Raw genomic sequence first — 18,662 nt, 5'->3', positions numbered from 1 at the left:
GATTGAATCTTGACGATTTGCCTGCTCTTTTTATTCTCTACTTCCACTCATTGCCACATATCCGAGAATTTCATCTACCGCCCGCTTTGCTCCTCCGGCCGCCCGACAAGCATCACCCAAACGATCGCTATTTGCCTGAAATGAGTCATTGTTCAGGATGTGTAGTGCCGTCTCTCGCAAACGTTCAGAATTGACATCTTGGGGCAAAATCATGATTCCTGCGCCCTGCTCTTGAAGGCGACGTGAAATTATCTCTTGCTCGTAGGTTTGAGGAATTGCGATTGTGGGGGTTGAGTGCCACGCCGCTTCCCGTGCGCCGCCTCCCGCACCGTGCATGATAAATAAGCTGGTGCGTTCTAATATCTTCAGTTGGGGAATTGTGCCTGTAGCTCGAATGATAAAATTTGTGGGTATATCCCCCAGTTGGGTAGCATTGATCTCTGGACTCAGTACCATTAGAACTTGAGCATCGATGTTATGAAACGCCTCTATGCAAATTTTGTAAAAAGCTAATCCCGGATCGTGAATGCTGCCAAATGAAATCAAGATCAGCTTGTCTTTTTGCAACAGTTCCATAGGGAAATCAGATGCGATCGCCCGTACCGGATCGCAAGGGCCGACAAAGTGAAAGCTTTGGTCAAATTTCTCGACATATGGCTGGAGTTCCGGTGGTAAATAACAAATATTTAAGGGTTCTGGATTGGTAAAAGTATCGATAAATTCAATAGGTGGAATTTTGTAAGTCTCTCGCAGTTCTGTTTCATATTGACGAAACACTTGGATATCAGGCGATGTTTCTGACAACAATTCAGGTAGTTTTTCCTGAAGTTGCGGACATTCATAGAAGCTGCGCGGACAAAATGCAGCGCTAGCAATAGTGTTAACTGCCGGGACGTTCAGTAGCTGTGCTACCAGTTTTCCCCAAAGACACAGTGAGTCGTGAATAATGTAGTCTGGTTTGTCCGCGCGAACCGATTCCAGAAGTGTGTTCAACATTTCCTTAGCAGTCCAAGTCAAAGCTGTTACTAGCGAAAAATCATTATAGGCTTGTGGTGCTGCCTCAAGTCGTAGTGCTGGATAAAAACGAAAAGATGCCCCAAATGCCTCAATCTCTTTTTGGAATTTGGGAATTTCATAGTAAATAACTTCTTCACCTCTGTGAATCAGTTCTGCTACTAAACCAAAGCTTGGGAACACATGCCCAGCTGCTGAAACATTCAGAAATACAACACGGCTCATAAATTAAAATTTGATTAATCTGCTTTTCCTATTGATATAGGAAATATTATTTGTAACTTATGCAGTTATTCTTTGATTTATGTTGCCTAATTGCGGTTGATTCAGATTATCGTTGTCAAAACTTATCAAGCAATATATGTAAGTTTATCTGACCAAGCACCGACAATTTCTGAGAATATTAATTGCAAGGGTTTGGTGATCGACCAGTTGGGATAATCCTGCTTCATTTTCCGCAGGTCACTGTAGTAACATATATGGTCTCCCTCGCGGTTTTTATTTACATATTCATACCGCATCTTTTTGCCAGTCAGTGAAGTAACAATGTCAAAGGCTTCTAAGATGGAACAAGTATTTTCCTTTCCTCCCCCCAAATTGTAAACTTCACCGCTTCTGGGGGCTTGGATAAACTCTTCAATAAAGCGAGCAACATCATAAGAGTGGATATTGTCTCGTACTTGCTTACCCTTGTAACCAAAAACTTTATAGGTACGACCTTCTAAATTGGATTTTACCAAATAGCTGAGAAATCCATGTAATTCCACACCACTATGATTAGGGCCTGTCAAACATCCGCCGCGTAAACAGCATGTTTTCAGCCCAAAATAGCGACCGTATTCTTGAACCATCACATCAGCAGCAACTTTTGAAGCACCGAATAAAGAGTGTTTTGATTGGTCGATGCGGAAAGATTCTGGGATGCCATGCTTATAAGTGTAGTCACTATAGTCCCAACGTTTGTTTAACTCCAACATGGGAATTTCATTTGGTGCATCTCCATACACTTTGTTGGTAGACATATGCACAAAAGGCGCATCTGGAACAAATTGACGAGTCGCTTCCAACAAATTTAACGTTCCTACAGCATTGGTATCAAAGTCATCAAAGGGAATCTTCGCAGCCAAATCGTGGCTGGGTTGTGCTGCTGTATGAACGATCGCATCTGGTTTGAGACTCTCGATTAACTCTAGGATGCTAATGCGATCGCGAATATCTATCTCATGATGCACAAAACCTTTAATTAAAGATTCTAAACGCCATTGATTCCAACGAGTATCTCCTTGAGTTCCAAAGAAAACGGATCTTTGGTTATTATCTATACCGTGAATTTTCCACCCTTGCTTGGCGAAATGCAAACAAACTTCTGAGCCGATTAGCCCTGATGAACCAGTTACAAGTAACTTTCTCATTTGATTCTTGCCTTTATTTACTATTTCTCTTTGCTTGCGACGGGGAGAGAAAGCGCAGCGTTAGCGTAGTTGAGTTCAGAGCAAATTAAGGGTAATTTAGCGACCTGATATAAGTCCTAATTCAGTATTAACGTACTCCCCAACATTTACCTACCTGCAAGTTAGGATTTAGTACGTTTTTTTTGCAGAAGTCTAGTTTTTTCTTCTAGTATCATCTGTTTCATCCGTAGAAACGCTAGCGCTATCTTTTCAGTACACCCTTGTGAAGTTTCTTTCGCTATTAAAAACAGCACAGTTTTCTCAATCATTAAGGCATCAAATCTAATATAGAATCATTGACGAAAAGCTGACTTTAAAAGAGTGGGTATCTGTGCTGCCAATCTCCGCCCAGGAGGAGTTAAAAATTGACTAATAGGTGGCTTAGACCAGAAATTTACAGAAATATTTAGCTCCTGATTTGAATTGTCTAGGGAATATACTTGATGCCACCAAAAAGCCGGAATAAATAAAATTTCACCTAGTTCGACAATACACTCAAAATATTTGGCTTTTTGGAAATTGGGAAATTTATCCAAATCTGGCTTCTCAATATTTATTTGGCTCATGTGTGGGATTTTTGAAGTAGCAGGAAAAGGATATAATGAAGATGTTTGTTGGGGGTCAAACAACAGGAAACGCTTGTGATTGCTAACTTGAGTAAATAAGTTATCCATTGCATCATAATGTAATGGGGATATGTTGCCGCCAGAACCAATCCAAATAGTTGGATCGACAAATAACTTTTTATCAAAATATTTTGGGAGCTTAATATCTTGCAGTATTTCAGGAAATTCTATGGGAATTGACTGTTGTTGGAGATAGTAGAATTTCTCAAATTTATCTTTTGAAGCCAGAATGTTGATGAAGTCGCTAAATTGCATTTTCTGTTTCAAATTAGCAAATCCATTTTCCAAATCGCCTGTAAAAATGCTATTTTGTGAAACACTTATATCAACCTGTTTTTCGCTGAATAAGGTAGTTAGATAATTAGCAGTCCATAAAGACAGAGCATTCCAATCATTAATAACCCCAGTGATGATGACGGGTCTTCTAGGAGAAAGAAAATTTCTTTGGAATTCCTCTTTTGTCGGTTGTTCAATGCGTTCAATGTGGCTCACTGTAGTAAAATCATGCTTGCTCATCATACATAAAATTCATGTTTATAGATGTTTTTTGGAATTAGACAGACTATTTTAGTTGAGAAGTTTAGCTTTTTCTTCTGGTGTCATTTTTTTGATGCGTAAAAACGCTTTCGCTATTTTTTCAGTGCGTCCCACTTGAGGTTCTCGCGTCAACAAAAGTTGTGCCATTTTTTCAATTGTCACCGTATCAAAAAGTTCCCGTAATTCTAAATCAATCAAGAATACTTTTCTAATGCGAGCATGAACTTGAGCGGCTAATAGAGAATGTCCGCCAAGTTGGAAAAAGTTGTTTATAATTCCCACCCTCTCGACTTGGAGAATTTCTTGCCAAATATAGGTTAATGCTTCTTCGATCGCATTTCTCGGCGCTGTATAATCAACTTGACCATCGAACTGATTTGGTAACGGTAGAGCAAGGCGATCGAGTTTATTATTAGGTGTTAGAGGCATCGCATCTAGAAACACCCAAGAGTCAGGCAGCATATAATCAGGCAATTTTGCCAATATATATGATTGCAAAGTTTCGAGAGTGGGTTTTTCAGCTTCAGATTTGACAACTAGATATGCAACAAGCTTTTTACCTGCTACAGTATCGTCAATAGCTTGGACAATAGCTTGGGCGATCGCAGGATGAGTTTCTAAAACTGTTTCAATTTCCCCTAGTTCAATACGGAAACCACGGATTTTCACTTGGTAATCGCTGCGTCCCAAAAATTCAATTTCACCATTCGGTAGCCAACGTGCCAAATCACCAGTACGATATAATCGCTCACCGGGATTTGCGGCCAAGGGATTGGGGACAAATCTTTGGGCCGTCAAATCCGGTCTTTGGCGATAACCCCGTGCTAATCCTGCTCCCCCAATCAACAACTCACCTACAATCCCTTCTGGAACGGGATTACCAGCATTATCCCAAATATAAATTGACGTGTTGGCGATTCCCGTACCGATGGAATATGCATCCTGTTGCAGCTTAATTTCTTTGATGGTAGACCAAATTGTGGTTTCCGTCGGCCCGTAAACATTCCACAGATTCACCTTTAAGTTGAGAAGAGAGGCGGCTAAATCAACTGGGATAGCTTCTCCACCACAGAGAACGCGAAAATCATCATTTGGTTGCCAACCAGCTGCCAAGAGCAATCTCCAGGTAGTTGGAGTAGCTTGCATCACCGTGGCTTGGGATGTTTGCAGTAATTGAGCTAACTTAAATCCATCTCTGGTGGTATCCTTGTCAGCTAAGACTAATCTGGCACCGCTAATTAGTGGTAAGAAAAGTTCTAGTCCAGCAATATCAAAAGAAACTGTAGTTACTGCAACCAGAGTATCAGCAGCAGTCAGTCCCAGTTTTTCTTGGAAACTGAGCAGGAAATTCACCAGAGATTCATGCTGAATTTGTACTCCCTTGGGTCGTCCAGTAGAACCAGATGTATAAATAACGTAAGCTAAGTGATTGTTACTAACAACGGCAGGTGGTGCTGTATCTGGTTGAGTCGAAACCGAATCTAGCAACAGAACCTTTGCAGATGATGCTGGAAGTGCTGACACAATTCGATCTTCAGTGACGATTACAGCCGCCGTGCTGTCTGCAAGCATCCACTCCAGGCGATCGCGGGGGAAGCTAATATCTAGTGGTACATAAGCCGCGCCTGCTTTCATGATTCCTAACAAGGCGATTGGCAAACCTGCATGACGTTCTAAACAAACCGCCACTAAGGTTTCTGGCGTCACACCAAATTGCAGTAGTGCGTGAGCAACTTGATTAGATTTGCGTTCTAAGTCTGCGTAGGTTAGAGAGGGGAAAACAGCGATCGCATCGGGAGTCTGAGCGGCTTGCTGACTGAATAATTCATGTATTGGAGTAATGGGTAATGGAGAGTGGATAATTGGGTGATTTACCTTACCTACTTCCTCTTTCGATAACAGACCAATTTCACCGATGAATTGTGGTTTTTCTGTAACAAAACTGGTCAATATGTGCGTGAGACGATCTAAGATATCTCCTCGTTTTTTTGCACTCCCGATCTGCTCCCCAAAAGCGATTTTCAGCGTCAAATCATCTCCTGGCAAAGCATATAGACTGATCGGGTAATGATTTTTCTCCACAGACTCAACAGCATGGATCGCCAATTCTCCTGGATTTTGACGCAGACTTTCTTCCACCGGGTAATTTTCATAAACCACAATGGATTCAAACAACGGTTCTCCTCTAGGAATGTCACTCCATCCTTGAATATCTACTAAACGAGTGAAGGAATATTCATTAATTGCCGAGAGGCGATCACGCAATTCTATTAACCACAGCTTCAAGGGTGTGCCTGCATCTAATTTCAGACGCAAAGGCAAGGTGTTAATAAACAGACCCACCATCTCAGCAAAACCTGATAATTCCGTAGTACGTCCCGACACAGTGACACCAAAAATCACATCTTCAGAACCACTATATCGGCTCAAAAGAATGCCCCAAGCAGCTTGCACCAAAGTATTTAATGTTACTTGATTTTTTTGGGCAAATATTTTGAGTTGGGTGTAAATTTCTTTGGGAATAGTAGTTTGTAAGGTCTGGTAATCATCAGGGGAAGGTTTTTTAATACCCAAAGTAGTTGCTTCTTGCAAACCGCTTAATTCTTTGCGCCAGAAAGATTCTGCCAAACCAGATTCTTGTTTGTGCAACCAAGCAATAAAGTCTCGGTAAATGGGTGGTTGTGGTAAATTCGGGCGTTCTGTTTTAGCTTGGTAAAATGCGATCGCATCCCGGAAAACCAGCGGTAATGACCAACCATCTAAAAGTAAATGATGGTGAGTCCAGAGAAATTGCCATTTCTGTTCTTGGGTTCTCACTAAAGTCATCCGCATCAGTGGGGGCGTTTCTGTTGACAAGCTTTGCTGGCGGTCTATTGTTAACAAATTTGACCATTTTCTTGCTACTTCATCAATATCGTATTCGCGCCAATCTTCGCAGACAAAGGGCAAATTAACTTGGCGGTGAATGCGTTGCAACGGTCGGGGTAAATCGCGCCAGACAAAGGAAGCACGTAAACTAGGATGGCGGTTGATACAAGATTCCCAAGCCTTTTTAAAACTTTCTACGTCTAGAAATCCCTCAATTTTACCACTCACCTGTTGCAGGTAAATATCTTTTTGTGATTCATAATTTGAATGAAAAAGTATTCCCTCCTGAACAGGGGACAGAGGATAAATATCTTCCACATCAGTAGTTCCCGCCAAAGCAATAACCAGTTGTTCGGAATTCAGGTTAGCGAGGGGAAAATCAGCAGGTGTTAAACTGTATTCTTGATGGCGGCTACTTGCTAACAAAGTCTGTAAATGTTTGAAGAAACTATCTGCTAAACGGCGAATCGTTTCTTCTCGATGTAAAGCTTTGCTAAAACCAAACCGCATTTGGAGTTTGCCGTTAGCAATTAAACTAGTAATTTCTAGTTGAAAAGCACGCCTATTTTTGGGGTGTCGAGATAATCCGACATCTTCGCTAGCTGGGGTAAAGGGTGCTGCTTGGGAAAAGTTTTCATCAAATTGTCCCAAATAGTTAAACAGAATGCCTTGGGGAATTGGCGGTAAGATAGACGCGAATTCGGATTTTTGAGAGAGGATACCGTAAGTAAAGCCATTATTTGGCAAGTTCCGCAACTGTTCTTTGACACTTTCTAAATTGTTGAATTTGCTCTTTTGAGTTTTCTCTAGTTTGCAGGGGAAAAGAGATGTAAACCATCCCACAGCATCAGAGACATCAATAGCAGTAGAATCGCTTTCCCGTCCGTGACTTTCTAGGGCAATTAATATTTTTGATTCACCTGTCCATTCTGTTACCACTTCTAAAAGAACTGCCAGCAAAACTTCCTGAATCTTAACTTTGTGAGTGCGCGGCAATTCATAAAGGAGACTATCAGTTTCATCTTCACTGAAATTGCATTCTATTTGGGTAGCAGAAATTTCTGTGTTATCTGCTATGCCATCAGGAAAATCAAGAGGTAATTCGGAATTAGAAACTTGTTGTGTTTTCCAGAAAGCTACTTCTTCTTCCCAATCAGAATTTTCAGTCAGAGTGTGTAGATGGTGAGTCCATTGAGGGAAACCGACACTATGAGCAGATAAAGAAATTTCCTGTTCCGTTTGCAAGGCATTACAAGCTATAGCTAAATCTTGCAAAATGACTCGCCAAGAAACACCATCAACAATGAGGTGATGGATAATTAGTAGTAGCTTATCAGATATATTTTCGTCAGTCTGGAAGTAGACAGCACGAAATAGAGGGCCATTTTCTAAATTAAGTTGAGCCTGAAATTCAGAGGTGATTATTTGTAGTGTTTCTGATAGTTCTACTTTGGAAGTACCTTTCAGGTCAACGATATCAAAATTGAAAATATGACTATCATCGTCTAACCATTGTATCCATCCAGCTTCAGTTTGGCGGAATCGCAGGCGAAAAGCTGGGTGAATGGTAGCAATATGACTTAAAGCAGTTTGAAATTGTGATGCATTATATTCCGGTTTTACATCCAAGAAAAGCGCCTGATTCCAGTGTTCAGGATGACGTAATGATTGCTGGAAAAACCATTGTTGGATCGGAGTTAAGGGGACTGCACTGCCGACAGCAATTGAGAAAGAATTTGGGAATTTTGCTGTGGTTTTAATATAAGGTGTCAGTGCTGCCACTTGGGGATTTTTAAACAAATCTTGCGGCGTGAAATAAAGTCCAGCATCCCGGGCTTTAGCAATAATTTGCAGGGCAAGAATCGAATCTCCTCCCAGTTCAAAGAAGTCATCTTTAATCCCCACACGGGATACTTGTAGTACTTGCTCCCAAAGTTTAGTTAAAATCTCTTCAGTTTTGGTTTGTGGGGCAATGTATTGCTCACGAGTAACTGTATTTTCCTCTTGAGGAGCGGGTAAGGCGTTGAGGTTAATTTTCCCATTTGGTAGTAAAGGCCAAGCATCGAGACTAACAAACACCGAAGGAATCATATAATCAGGGAGCAGGGCAGATAATTGCGATCGCAAAACTGTTTGCCAGGATGTCGGCGGTGTTTTCAGTTCCAAATAAGCAATTAGTCGATTGGGTTTACCAGGAGTAGCAATAGCTTTAATCACAGCCCGAACTATCCAAGCTTGTTTTTCTAAAGCTGCCACAATCTCGCCAGTTTCGATGCGGAAACCTCGGATTTTGACTTGTTGATCTGCACGTCCGAGAAACTCAATCCTACCATCAGGTAAATAGCGGGCGCGATCGCCTGTGCGATACATCCGACTGCCCGCATTTTCAACAAATGGATCGGGTAAAAAGCCTTTGGCGGTCATTCTTGGGGCATTCCAGTAACCACGAGCTAATTGAGAGCCAGCCACAAATAATTCACCTGGTGTACCAATAGGCACAGGTTGCAGATGAGAATTTAGGATATATAAACGAGTGTTACTGACTGGTTTGCCAATGGGAATAACGTCGGTAATTTCGTTTTCTCCACAACGATGGAAAGCAACATCAATAGTTGTTTCCGCCGGCCCATAAAGATTCACCAATCTAGAGAAGTTAGATGCAACATCTCTAAACTCATCCCACACCCGTGTTTTTAGTGGTTCACCACCACTGAAAACTAAACGCAGACACGAACATTCAGAAAATCCCGGTTCACCAACAAGCATTTCTAAAAGACTCGGCACCAATTGCAGCAAAGTCACATTTTCTTGCTGAATAGTTTTGACTAAGTACGCCGGATCTTGATGACCTCCTGGCTTCGCCATTACGAGTTTAGCTCCTACCATCAAAGGTGTCCAGAATTCCCACACCGAAGCATCAAAGCTAAATGGTGTCTTTTGCAACACTACATCGTCACAATTCGCTCCAAAAGTCTCTAAAAACCAAGCCTGATGCTGGGCTAAAGCCTGATGGGAAATCGCAATACCTTTTGGTCGTCCAGTGGAACCAGATGTAAATATGATATAGGCGATATTGTCAGCCAAAACCGGAATTTGTAAATCTTCAACAGATTGAACTGCAATTTCTTCGCTATAAATATCAACGCAGATAACTTGGCAAGAATCAGCCAAAAAATTGGTTGTACTCTCGTTCTTCTGCGGTTCGTTTTTCTGATTCCAGATATCTAAATCAGAACGAGACAGCAGCAAACTAACATTAGCATCCTCCAACATCGACTGAATACGGACAGCCGGATAATCAGGGTCAATTGGTACATAACAACCACCTGCTTTCAGAACCGCCAACATAGAGCAAACCATGTCTAAAGAACGTTCCAAACAAATACCCACAGGCTGTTCTGCACTAATACGATCACCTAAAAATCGCGCCAACTGATTGGCTTTTTGGTTCAATTGGGTATATGTCCAACTTTCTCCCTCACAAATAACAGCGATAGAATCAGGATTTTCTGCGGCTTGTTGGGTGAAAATTTCATATATTGGGGATTGGAAATTGGGAATTGAGAATTGGCGATTATGAATTAGACGATCTATGACCAATTCACGATCGGCCTGTGGATTTGCAATTAGTGCCTCTAAACTTCTTTGACAATAGTTAGCAATGTTCTTGATTTGCTGATCATCAAATTTTTGCCGATCGTAGGTGATATTAAATGAGAGAAGTCCCGCAGCTACTTCCTCACTCCAACTGACAGCAAAAGGAATATTTGTTTCATCCAATGATTCTGACTGGATTAATTCCAATTTTCGCCAATTTAGCAGTCCTTGGTAAATGTGGAAATGAACAAAATTAAAGGAAGTTTCATATAAAGGTTGATTCCCATTTAACTTTTGCAGTTCTGCCAAAGAAAAACGACGATTTGGCATTAACTCTTGTTCAGCACGCCAAGTTTCTGCAATCAAGTCAACCCAAGAACCTCTCACTAATGATAAGCGTAATGGCAATGTATTTAAGAATAATCCTAAAACGCGATCGCTGTCATTTTCTGTCGGCCTCCCATTACTCACCAATCCAGTAACTACTTCTGTGTCGCCAGAGTAAAAACCAATAACTTGGAGATGAACTGCTAGTAATAACGTTTTCAGAGTCACACCCAATTGCTTAGATAAAGCTTTTAAACTGTGGGAAATTCTTTCTGATAAAGTTAGATCAAATTTCCCCATTTTTGGTTCTAAGGGAACCACATCCGGCCAGCGTGGTAGTCTAGTGAAGGGAATTTGTGCCAGTTTATTTTGCCAAAATTCTTGCTGATTACTATCAGCCAAAGCTTGTTTTTCTAAGGTGATAAATTTAGAGTATTTTAAAGCTGGTGGAGGTGGTGGTGCAGGCACACCCCGATCGAGTAGATGCAGATATAAGCCTGTTAATTCTGATAGAAAGTTAGCTAAACTCCATCCATCCATGATGGCATGATGCAAAGTCAAAGATGCTTGCATCACATTTTCATCCAGCAGGTGAATATGAAAACGCATTAATGGCGCACTCTTGTAATCGAAGCGATTCTCCCGTTCTGTGCCAATAAATATTTTTAGATAATCATCTTGTGCTGATGGTAATAAATTAGTTAAATCCTCAAAAACAACTTTGGCAGATACTTCTTTGACAACTGCCTGAATCGGTTGACTAAATTCAGCTAAATAAAATGCCGTCCGTAATATCTGATGTCTGGCAAACATTTGGGCATAAGCTGCTTCCCAAACTTTGAGATCAAAAGGTACACGAATTCGGAAACTGAAAACATCATGGTAAGTTGTAGAACTTTGTGAATATTCACCGTGAAAGAGCATTCCTGCTTGCAGTTGCGCCAAAGGATAAGCATCTTCAGCCCAATCTTGGAGCTTTTTTCTATCTGCTAGTGAAATTAAGGTGAAGGGTTCTTCATCAATCTTATTGCTGTTTACTACTTCCGATTGTGCCAACAATCTGGCTAAATCTGATAGCATAGGATGGGCAAAAATTTGCTCTATTTTTAAGTTTAATCCCTGAGTTTGGGCGAGAGAAACAATGCGAATACTGCGGATAGAATCGCCACCCAAAACAAAATAATTATCAAATCGTCCGACGCGATTTACACCTAAAACTTGTTGCCAGATGTCAGCTAAAATTTCCTCGATGGGTGTAGCGGGAGGAACAAAGGCAACTTCGAGATTTTCCCGTTTAATTTCTGGTGCGGGTAGCGCTTTGCGATCGATTTTGCCGTTGGCTGTCAGTAGTAATCGCTCCAGATAAACAATCTGCGATGGTATCATGTAATCTGGCAAACGCTGCTGCAAATAATTTCGCAGCGTTTCGATGGTTGGTTGCTTTCCAGGAGTACAAACTACATAAGCAATTAAGCGTTGTTGATTGCTTTGAGCTTCCAAATGAACTAAAACAATAGTTTCCTGGACATCAGGGAACTGGGAAATAACGGCTTCGATTTCGCCAATTTCAATTCGGAAGCCGCGAATTTTGACTTGGTAATCTATGCGTCCGAGATATTCCAAATCACCGTTAGGAAGAAAGCGCCCCAAATCACCAGTGCGATACAAGCGTGATGGTGAATCTACTGAGAAGGTATTCTCAACAAACCTTTCTGCGGTTAGTTCTGGTCGGTTAAGATAACCATGCGCCACTCCAGCACCGCCAACATAAATTTCACCAATCACTCCGGTTGGTAGGAGATTACCATCAGAATCTAAGATATAGAGACTTAAATCGGGGATTGGTTGACCAATTAAGCTACCAGATGAGTCGTCTATATCTTTTTTGCTAATAGGTCTATAGGTGACGTGGACTGTTGTCTCTGTAATCCCGTACATATTCACCAAACGCGTCTGATTTTCTCCATGACCTTCAAACCAGGGACGCAGACTTGGTAGATTCAGGGCTTCGCCGCCAAAAATGATGTACCGTAGGGGCGGGGTTCTCTCACCCGATTCTGCTGCTAGTAATTGAACAAAAGCTGAGGGAGTTTGATTCAGGACAGTAACTTGCTCATTGTCAAGCAGCTCAAGGAAGCTTTCGGGATCACGGCTGATACAATAAGGAACGATTACCAGTCGTCCGCCATAAAGCAAAGCTCCCCAAATCTCCCAAACGGAAAAATCGAAGGCGAAGGAATGGAAGAATGTCCAAACATCCTGCTCGTTGAATTCAAACCAGTGCTGGGTGCTGCGGAATAGTCGGGTAACGTTGTGCTGGGTGACTAACACGCCTTTGGGTTTTCCTGTTGAACCAGATGTGTAGATAATATAAGCCCCTGAATCTGGGTCAAAGGTATCTTCTATCAAAGGTTCATTGCTTTGAGTTAAATAGGGCGCATCTTCTCCATCCAGACAAATTTTAAGTGTGGATTCTGGAAGTTGGGGACTGATGGTAGTTGTGGTGAGAATTAGTTCCGCTTCACAGTCAGAAATGGTAAACTCGATGCGATCGCCAGGATAAGTCGGATCGACAGGAACGTAAACACCCCCTGCCTTAACTACACTCAACATGGCTATTATCAGTTCTGGAGAGCGCTCAAGGCAAATCACCACGCGTTTATCTGGACCAATACCTTGCTTTTGCAGATATCGAGCAATATGGTTAGAACGGCGGTCTAGTTCTTCATAAGTAAAGCTTTGATTCTCAAATGTCAGAGCAATGCGGTTTGGATATTTGCTTACAGTTTCTGCAAACACTTCCCTGATGGTAATTGGTGATTCGTAATTGGTAGTTCGCCTGTTATCAATTACCGATTCCTCATGACCAATTAGTGTTAAAGACTGCAAAGGCGCTTGGGCATTATTTGCCATATTAAATAGTAAATGGCAGAATTGCTCTAGCAATAATTCCATAGCCACCGCATCAAAGCGACTCGCATTGTAGCTTAATTTAACCTCAAGTCCATCCCCCGGAACAACCACTAGGGTCAAGGGATAATGGGTAGTTTCGAAGAAAGACGACTCAGGAACATTCAACCCAAAATCTGCTGATTTTAACGATTTATCAACCGGAAAATTTTCAAAAGCCAGCAAACTTTCAAACAGTGGTTGTCCTCGTGGAACATCACTCCATCCTTGGATATCTGATAGGCTGGAATGTTCAAACTGACACATTAAGGCTGTGCGTGCTTGCAGGTTTTGCAACCAAGAATTAAGGGTTTGTTCTCCAGATATTAAGACGCGAAACGGCAAAGTATTAATAAAAGGGCCAATCATCCCTTCTACTTCTGGTAGTTCTGGGGGGCGTCCCGCTACTGTAATTCCATAAACTATGTCTGTGTTGCGGCTATAACGGTTAAGTAATATTGCCCAGGCTCCCTGGATCACGGTGTTAAGAGTGACGCTACAATTTCGGGCTAATTTCTGCAATAAAGCCGTATTTTGAGGCGATAATTGATGTTTGATTTCTCCACTTTCAAAAGTACTATCTAGCTTGGTTTTAGACATGATTAATAAGGGAGTAGCACTTTCAAAACCACCCATATATTCACGCCAAAATGATTCCCCCTCTTCGGGATTTTTCTGTTTTAACCAAGTAATAAAATCACCGTAAGGTCGCACGCTTGGTAGAGAAATTTCTACATTTTCTTTAGCTGCTTTATGCAACATCAAGAATTCACGTAGTAGTATCGGCCAAGACCAACCATCCAAAATTAGATGGTGGTGACTCCAGACTAAATCCCAGCAGTCTTCACCTAGACGAATTAAGGTTACTCGCATCAAAGGCGGACGATTAAGAATAAATCCCTGTCGTCTATCTGCTTGGAGAAATTCTCTTACTCGGTTTTTTTGCGCGGAGTTACTCAAACCACGCCAATCTTCTTCTGCTATTTTAAATACGAGATTGCGAAATACAACTTGTACGGGTTCGGTTTGCCCTTTAATGATAATCGCAGTCCGTAAAATTGGATGGCGTTCAACTAAACTTTGCCATGCTTGGCGCACTGCAATTACAGAAACATCTCCTTCTAAACGGCAATGGAATTGCTCAAAATAAACGCCAGATTCTGGTTCGTATAAGGAATGAAATAATAGTCCTTTTTGTAAGGGAGTTAGGGGGAAAATATCTTCTATTTTATCTTTTAGACTCATATATAAATACACCTTAAATTTACTTGAACTAGACTGATGACAAAAACAGTAAATATTTAACAAGTTTTCTCAAACATTAATCAAAATATATTTACAAAGGCGATGATTTACTTCCGTATAACGTGCATTTGCTCTTACATAACTTATATAGAAATATTTTTGCCCAACTTATGCACTAAAAATGAACTCTGTCTTAGAGGATGTTTATAAATCTGACTTTTCCCGTTAAGTCTCTTTTGCAAGCTGCCAACCTTCACAAAGGTCATGCAATTTTAACCAACCTCGCCACAGTACCTGAATACCAATTGGTGTTTTGTTTCGATGTTCTAGGTAGCCACCAAGACGAGCGATGCCTACGGCGGGCTTCGCCAACGCTTCGACAGCCCAATTAACTGTGAGGAGTTTGGGTGGTTTGGGAGACTTAGCTTTTAAAATCTTGAGTTCAAGGGGATTGAGAATTTCAATTGCGGGAGCTAAAGGCTGAGTGCGGTGGAGATAAGTCAACTGTAAAAGCTCAACAGCAATCACACTCAAGAATCCAATGAGAGTTTTCATCCCCTCAGCAGCAAGCCGATATTTTTCTACCTGACATCCTGATTTTAAAATTTTATGATACTCCTCAACTCGCCACCGATAAGAATACCAGCGTAAAATCGTCGAAGCCATCTCCATATTTGCAACAACTTCTGTAGTTAGCAACATCCACTCGACAGGAGTTTCACCTTCGGGGCAATCCACTTCTGTAGCACGCAATGGGAGCAATGCGATTTTGGGAGGTGCTAAAACCAAGAACGGAAATAGGGTATTTCCAAATGCGTAGGCGCAGCCCACCGCAGGCATCGCAACGAAATAAACCTGGTTTTATTGAGAATATGGCGATGTAGTTGATAATTAAACCCCGATCTCAGAGCTGATTCGTAAACAAAAGCTTAAGAAACCATTCGCCTGATCATCAGACGAATCAATGAGCCATAAATCATTGCTTCACTTAACTCCGTTAGGACTTACGCAAGAACTCTATTGATGAAACAACTTAGAAATCAATCGCAGCATTAATTATAAACTGCTTGATTTAACTATGTTTTGGTTTATTTCAGTGACAGTCACCTAAAGCCAATTCCCTACTAAAACATACGGTGCCCAATAAAATGGATGTTCTTTATCCTTCAAAACAAACTTTTGAGCACGACGTAGGGCTTCTGCTTTACTTAAATTGGCATCTTGTGTTAACTGTCGATAGAATTCACTCATCAGAACAGAGGTAGATTTATCGTCTACTTGCCACAATGAAGCCAAGGTACTGCGTGCGCCGGAACGCACAGCGACACCAGCAAGCCCCAAAGCAGCACGCTTATCTCCAGTCGCTGTTTCACAAGCACTGAGGACAAGTAATTCAATTGGAGGAGGTACGCGATTAGAGCGCCCTACCACTTGTTCTCTAGTTTGCAGTATTTCACGCAACTGTTTAATTTTAATCTTGTCATTCCAAGCAAGAATATATGTATCTTCGAGTTTAGAACTAAATTTACCGTGAGTTGCTAAGTGAACTACAGGAAAAGAAATTGCACTGACTTGCTGTTCAATGTTGATGCTAGTAAAAGCTTGGTTGATGAGTTGTTTAGAAGGAATAATAGACTCTATTTGCTGCAATTCGGTACCGACATTTGACAGGGAACTAAAGCCTTGGCGAGATTCTGTTAATCCGGCGATTAATGCTTCCAATCGTCTTTGTTTTTGTTTGGGTGCTAGCAGTTGCAAACCGGGCGAAAGGGCAACACTATATTTTTCTATCAAATATTGTTTGCCGTCATAAAGCGCAGCCATTGGGATATTCTGCAACGAACCATCCATCACAAAGACTAGATTTTTGACATTGCTTTGCTCCAAATGTGCAATGGCAGGTTTGATAATCCAGTTATATACTTCTTGGGAAAGGTCTTCGCGATCGCGAAATGTATAGCGTTGTTCTAGTTTTTGTCGTAGTGCTTCTAAAGTATTTTCTACTTCAACTTTGGGTTTGTAAGTCGTATAATGCCGTAATTCTTGAGAATGTGGTAATTTGACAATTATTTCGATGCGATCTGCTAATATAATTGAATAAAAAACTGCTGTTACTGGATTAGAATTGTCCACTACTTCGTCAATCTGCGTTGGCTGGATGGTAATACAAGCATCTTGGAAAAAGTTGTCTAATTCAGCCAATTGCAAAGCTTCAATTATATCACGAGCTTGGTTTAATTTTTTCTGACTGACTTGTTTCGTTACTGCTTTGTCAGTCGAGGTTTGGTCAGATTCTAAAAGTAATCCTACCAATTGACGATACACTGGTTCTACTTCATCTCGAAAGTCAAATTGAGTGTCAGCATTAAGAGCTACCAAATCACCACGTAAAGTATGAAGAGTGGCCACTGCTGTGGTATAAGCTGCTACTGCTCTTTCTGAATCTCCCTGTAACATAAGCAGGCGTCCAAGTTGCCATTCCCAGTGATAAGCAATATCCGGTGCATTTATGAGTTGAGCAAGATTTAAAGCTGACTCGGTATATCGCTGTGCGTTTGGAAATTGTTTTCTCATCTCGTAAAATTGAGCCAGATAACCCAGACTATAAGACTCGGCTCGTTGGTCTTTGATTTCTTTGGCTTGTTGCACAGAGATATTTAATAGCTCGACAATTTCTTCGGAATTTTGGATTTTAGCTTGTTCCCTGGCTCCTGCTTGGAAATCCTGATTTTGGGTTGGGGAATTGAAAATTTCTTTTGTTGTCTGCTTGTGCGTTTTTTCAAAGCAAACCAAACTCTGAACAAAATTTATTCTAGCGTATACTGCGGCTCGACTGGGGGTTAAATTGGAGAGTGCAGATTTAATCGATCCAAGATATTCGCTCGTCGGTTGTTGCCCAAGAAACTGCAATACGCTCAAGCGATTGAGTTGGGCTTGTATAGCAGTAATGGGAGAACTTGACTTATTAGTGATTTCATGATAATAATCAAATGCTTTTTTGAAGTATTTGGTATCCTGTGTTTGGGCGCTCGCTGTTTGTCCACACCGCGATGAGAGAAAATTATCCTCGGTAATGCTTTCTTTGATGAGATTTCTTTTGCCCTTTGCGAATGCGGCATTGCCTAAACTGAGTAAAGTTGCACTTTCTTCTTGTGGCGATCGCAACTGTTGCGCTACTGTCAAACTTTGCTCCAGCATTTTTTGAGACTTTTCTATATCTCCACTGGCTAGCAGCCAATTCCCCCAACTTCGCAATCCAGCAGCTTTTAAAAGCGAGTTTGGCATAGAAAAAAGATTTTTTTCTACCTGCTCAAATATTTTCATGGTGCGGCGGTAAAGCCCCAAAGATTGGAAGGCTGTAGCCTGGTTAATTAAACTACCAATATTACCAGCAGTATCGCCAATTTCAGTATAGGTTTTAGCTGCCTCTTGCCATGATTGCAAAGCATTTTCAGTTTGCCCTAGTGCTAATTGTAAATTGCCTTGAGTGTTGAGGACTAGAGCGAGAATATGTTTTGCGTTACTAGTAGTTAATTTTGATTGGTTTAATAAATCGAGACTAGTTGTAATTGCAACACTTGCTTGGTTCCAATGTCCCAATTTTTGCTCACTCAAGGAAAGAAAATTTAACGCCAAAGCTTGGTTCAACGCGCCATTTTGGGACTGATAAACTTGTGCAGCCTGCTGAAAACTTTGCGCTGCAAAGGCAAATTGTCCTGATTGGTATAAAGTTTTGCCATTTTCTATCAGTTGTTCTATGCTTTCGGGGACTTCGGTATGGGATATAGAAACATTGCTAATTGGCTGACTTGATCCGATGGGGACTTTCTCAATAACTGGGACAATGGAAGCAGCCGATAGCAGATGAGCACCAAAGCTAAAAGTGAATCCCAGCAAAACTAATAAGATAATTTGCCACTTGTGAAATACACCCTTTTTTCTAGCCGTGTTCCAATTAGGTCTTGCCATTCCAAATCCACTCCAAAACAATCACCGGGGAGGCAGAGGGAAAGGGGGCTATTAGCTGGGAAAGCAAGCCTTTTCCTTC

6 protein-coding genes are annotated in these 18,662 nt (G+C 41.3%); all 6 read right to left on the bottom strand.

What is annotated here, in order from left to right; translation table 11 throughout:
* Positions 1–30: 30 nt before the first annotated feature.
* The 6 genes from RMY64_RS11425 to RMY64_RS11400 all read right to left on the bottom strand — a co-directional run bounded on the left by RMY64_RS11425 (position 31) and on the right by RMY64_RS11400 (position 18,583).
* Positions 31–1,239 (bottom strand): macrolide family glycosyltransferase, encoded by a 1,209-nt coding sequence (locus RMY64_RS11425; protein ID WP_322700104.1) that lies wholly within the window; start codon positions 1,237–1,239, stop codon positions 31–33.
* 125 nt (positions 1,240–1,364) lie between these two features.
* Positions 1,365–2,426 (bottom strand): NAD-dependent epimerase/dehydratase family protein, encoded by a 1,062-nt coding sequence (locus RMY64_RS11420; RefSeq protein WP_322700103.1) that lies wholly within the window; start codon positions 2,424–2,426, stop codon positions 1,365–1,367.
* 332 nt (positions 2,427–2,758) lie between these two features.
* A complete protein-coding gene (locus RMY64_RS11415) occupies positions 2,759–3,610 on the bottom strand; it encodes a cupin-like domain-containing protein (RefSeq protein WP_322700102.1) in 852 nt (283 codons plus the stop codon).
* 48 nt (positions 3,611–3,658) lie between these two features.
* Positions 3,659–14,614 carry a non-ribosomal peptide synthetase gene (locus RMY64_RS11410; protein ID WP_322700101.1) on the bottom strand — a complete coding sequence of 3,652 codons (10,956 nt, stop codon included), beginning with the start codon at positions 14,612–14,614 and terminating at the stop codon, positions 3,659–3,661.
* A gap of 225 nt (positions 14,615–14,839) precedes the next feature.
* Positions 14,840–15,454 (bottom strand): IS4 family transposase, encoded by a 615-nt coding sequence (locus tag RMY64_RS11405; protein WP_322700100.1) that lies wholly within the window; start codon positions 15,452–15,454, stop codon positions 14,840–14,842.
* 267 nt (positions 15,455–15,721) lie between these two features.
* The gene (locus RMY64_RS11400; protein ID WP_322700099.1) at positions 15,722–18,583 is read right to left on the bottom strand and encodes a CHAT domain-containing protein; all 2,862 of its coding nucleotides are present in this window, start codon (positions 18,581–18,583) and stop codon (positions 15,722–15,724) included.
* Positions 18,584–18,662: the final 79 nt, after the last annotated feature.

Source organism: Nostoc sp. DedQUE08 (assembly GCF_034530895.1).
Lineage (GTDB): Bacteria > Cyanobacteriota > Cyanobacteriia > Cyanobacteriales > Nostocaceae > Nostoc.
The sequence above is the reverse complement of the archived record's forward strand: the minus strand, read 5'-3'. Positions and strand labels throughout refer to the sequence as shown.

What these genes read in the sequence shown, in the direction of transcription:
- RMY64_RS11425 (WP_322700104.1), bottom strand. Translation starts at nt 1,239, where the DNA reads ATGAGCCGTGTTGTATTTCTGAATGTTTCAGCAGCTGGGCATGTGTTC.
- RMY64_RS11420 (WP_322700103.1), bottom strand. Translation starts at nt 2,426, where the DNA reads ATGAGAAAGTTACTTGTAACTGGTTCATCAGGGCTAATCGGCTCAGAA.
- RMY64_RS11415 (WP_322700102.1), bottom strand. Translation starts at nt 3,610, where the DNA reads ATGATGAGCAAGCATGATTTTACTACAGTGAGCCACATTGAACGCATT.
- RMY64_RS11410 (WP_322700101.1), bottom strand. Translation starts at nt 14,614, where the DNA reads ATGAGTCTAAAAGATAAAATAGAAGATATTTTCCCCCTAACTCCCTTA.
- RMY64_RS11405 (WP_322700100.1), bottom strand. Translation starts at nt 15,454, where the DNA reads ATGCCTGCGGTGGGCTGCGCCTACGCATTTGGAAATACCCTATTTCCG.
- RMY64_RS11400 (WP_322700099.1), bottom strand. Translation starts at nt 18,583, where the DNA reads ATGGCAAGACCTAATTGGAACACGGCTAGAAAAAAGGGTGTATTTCAC.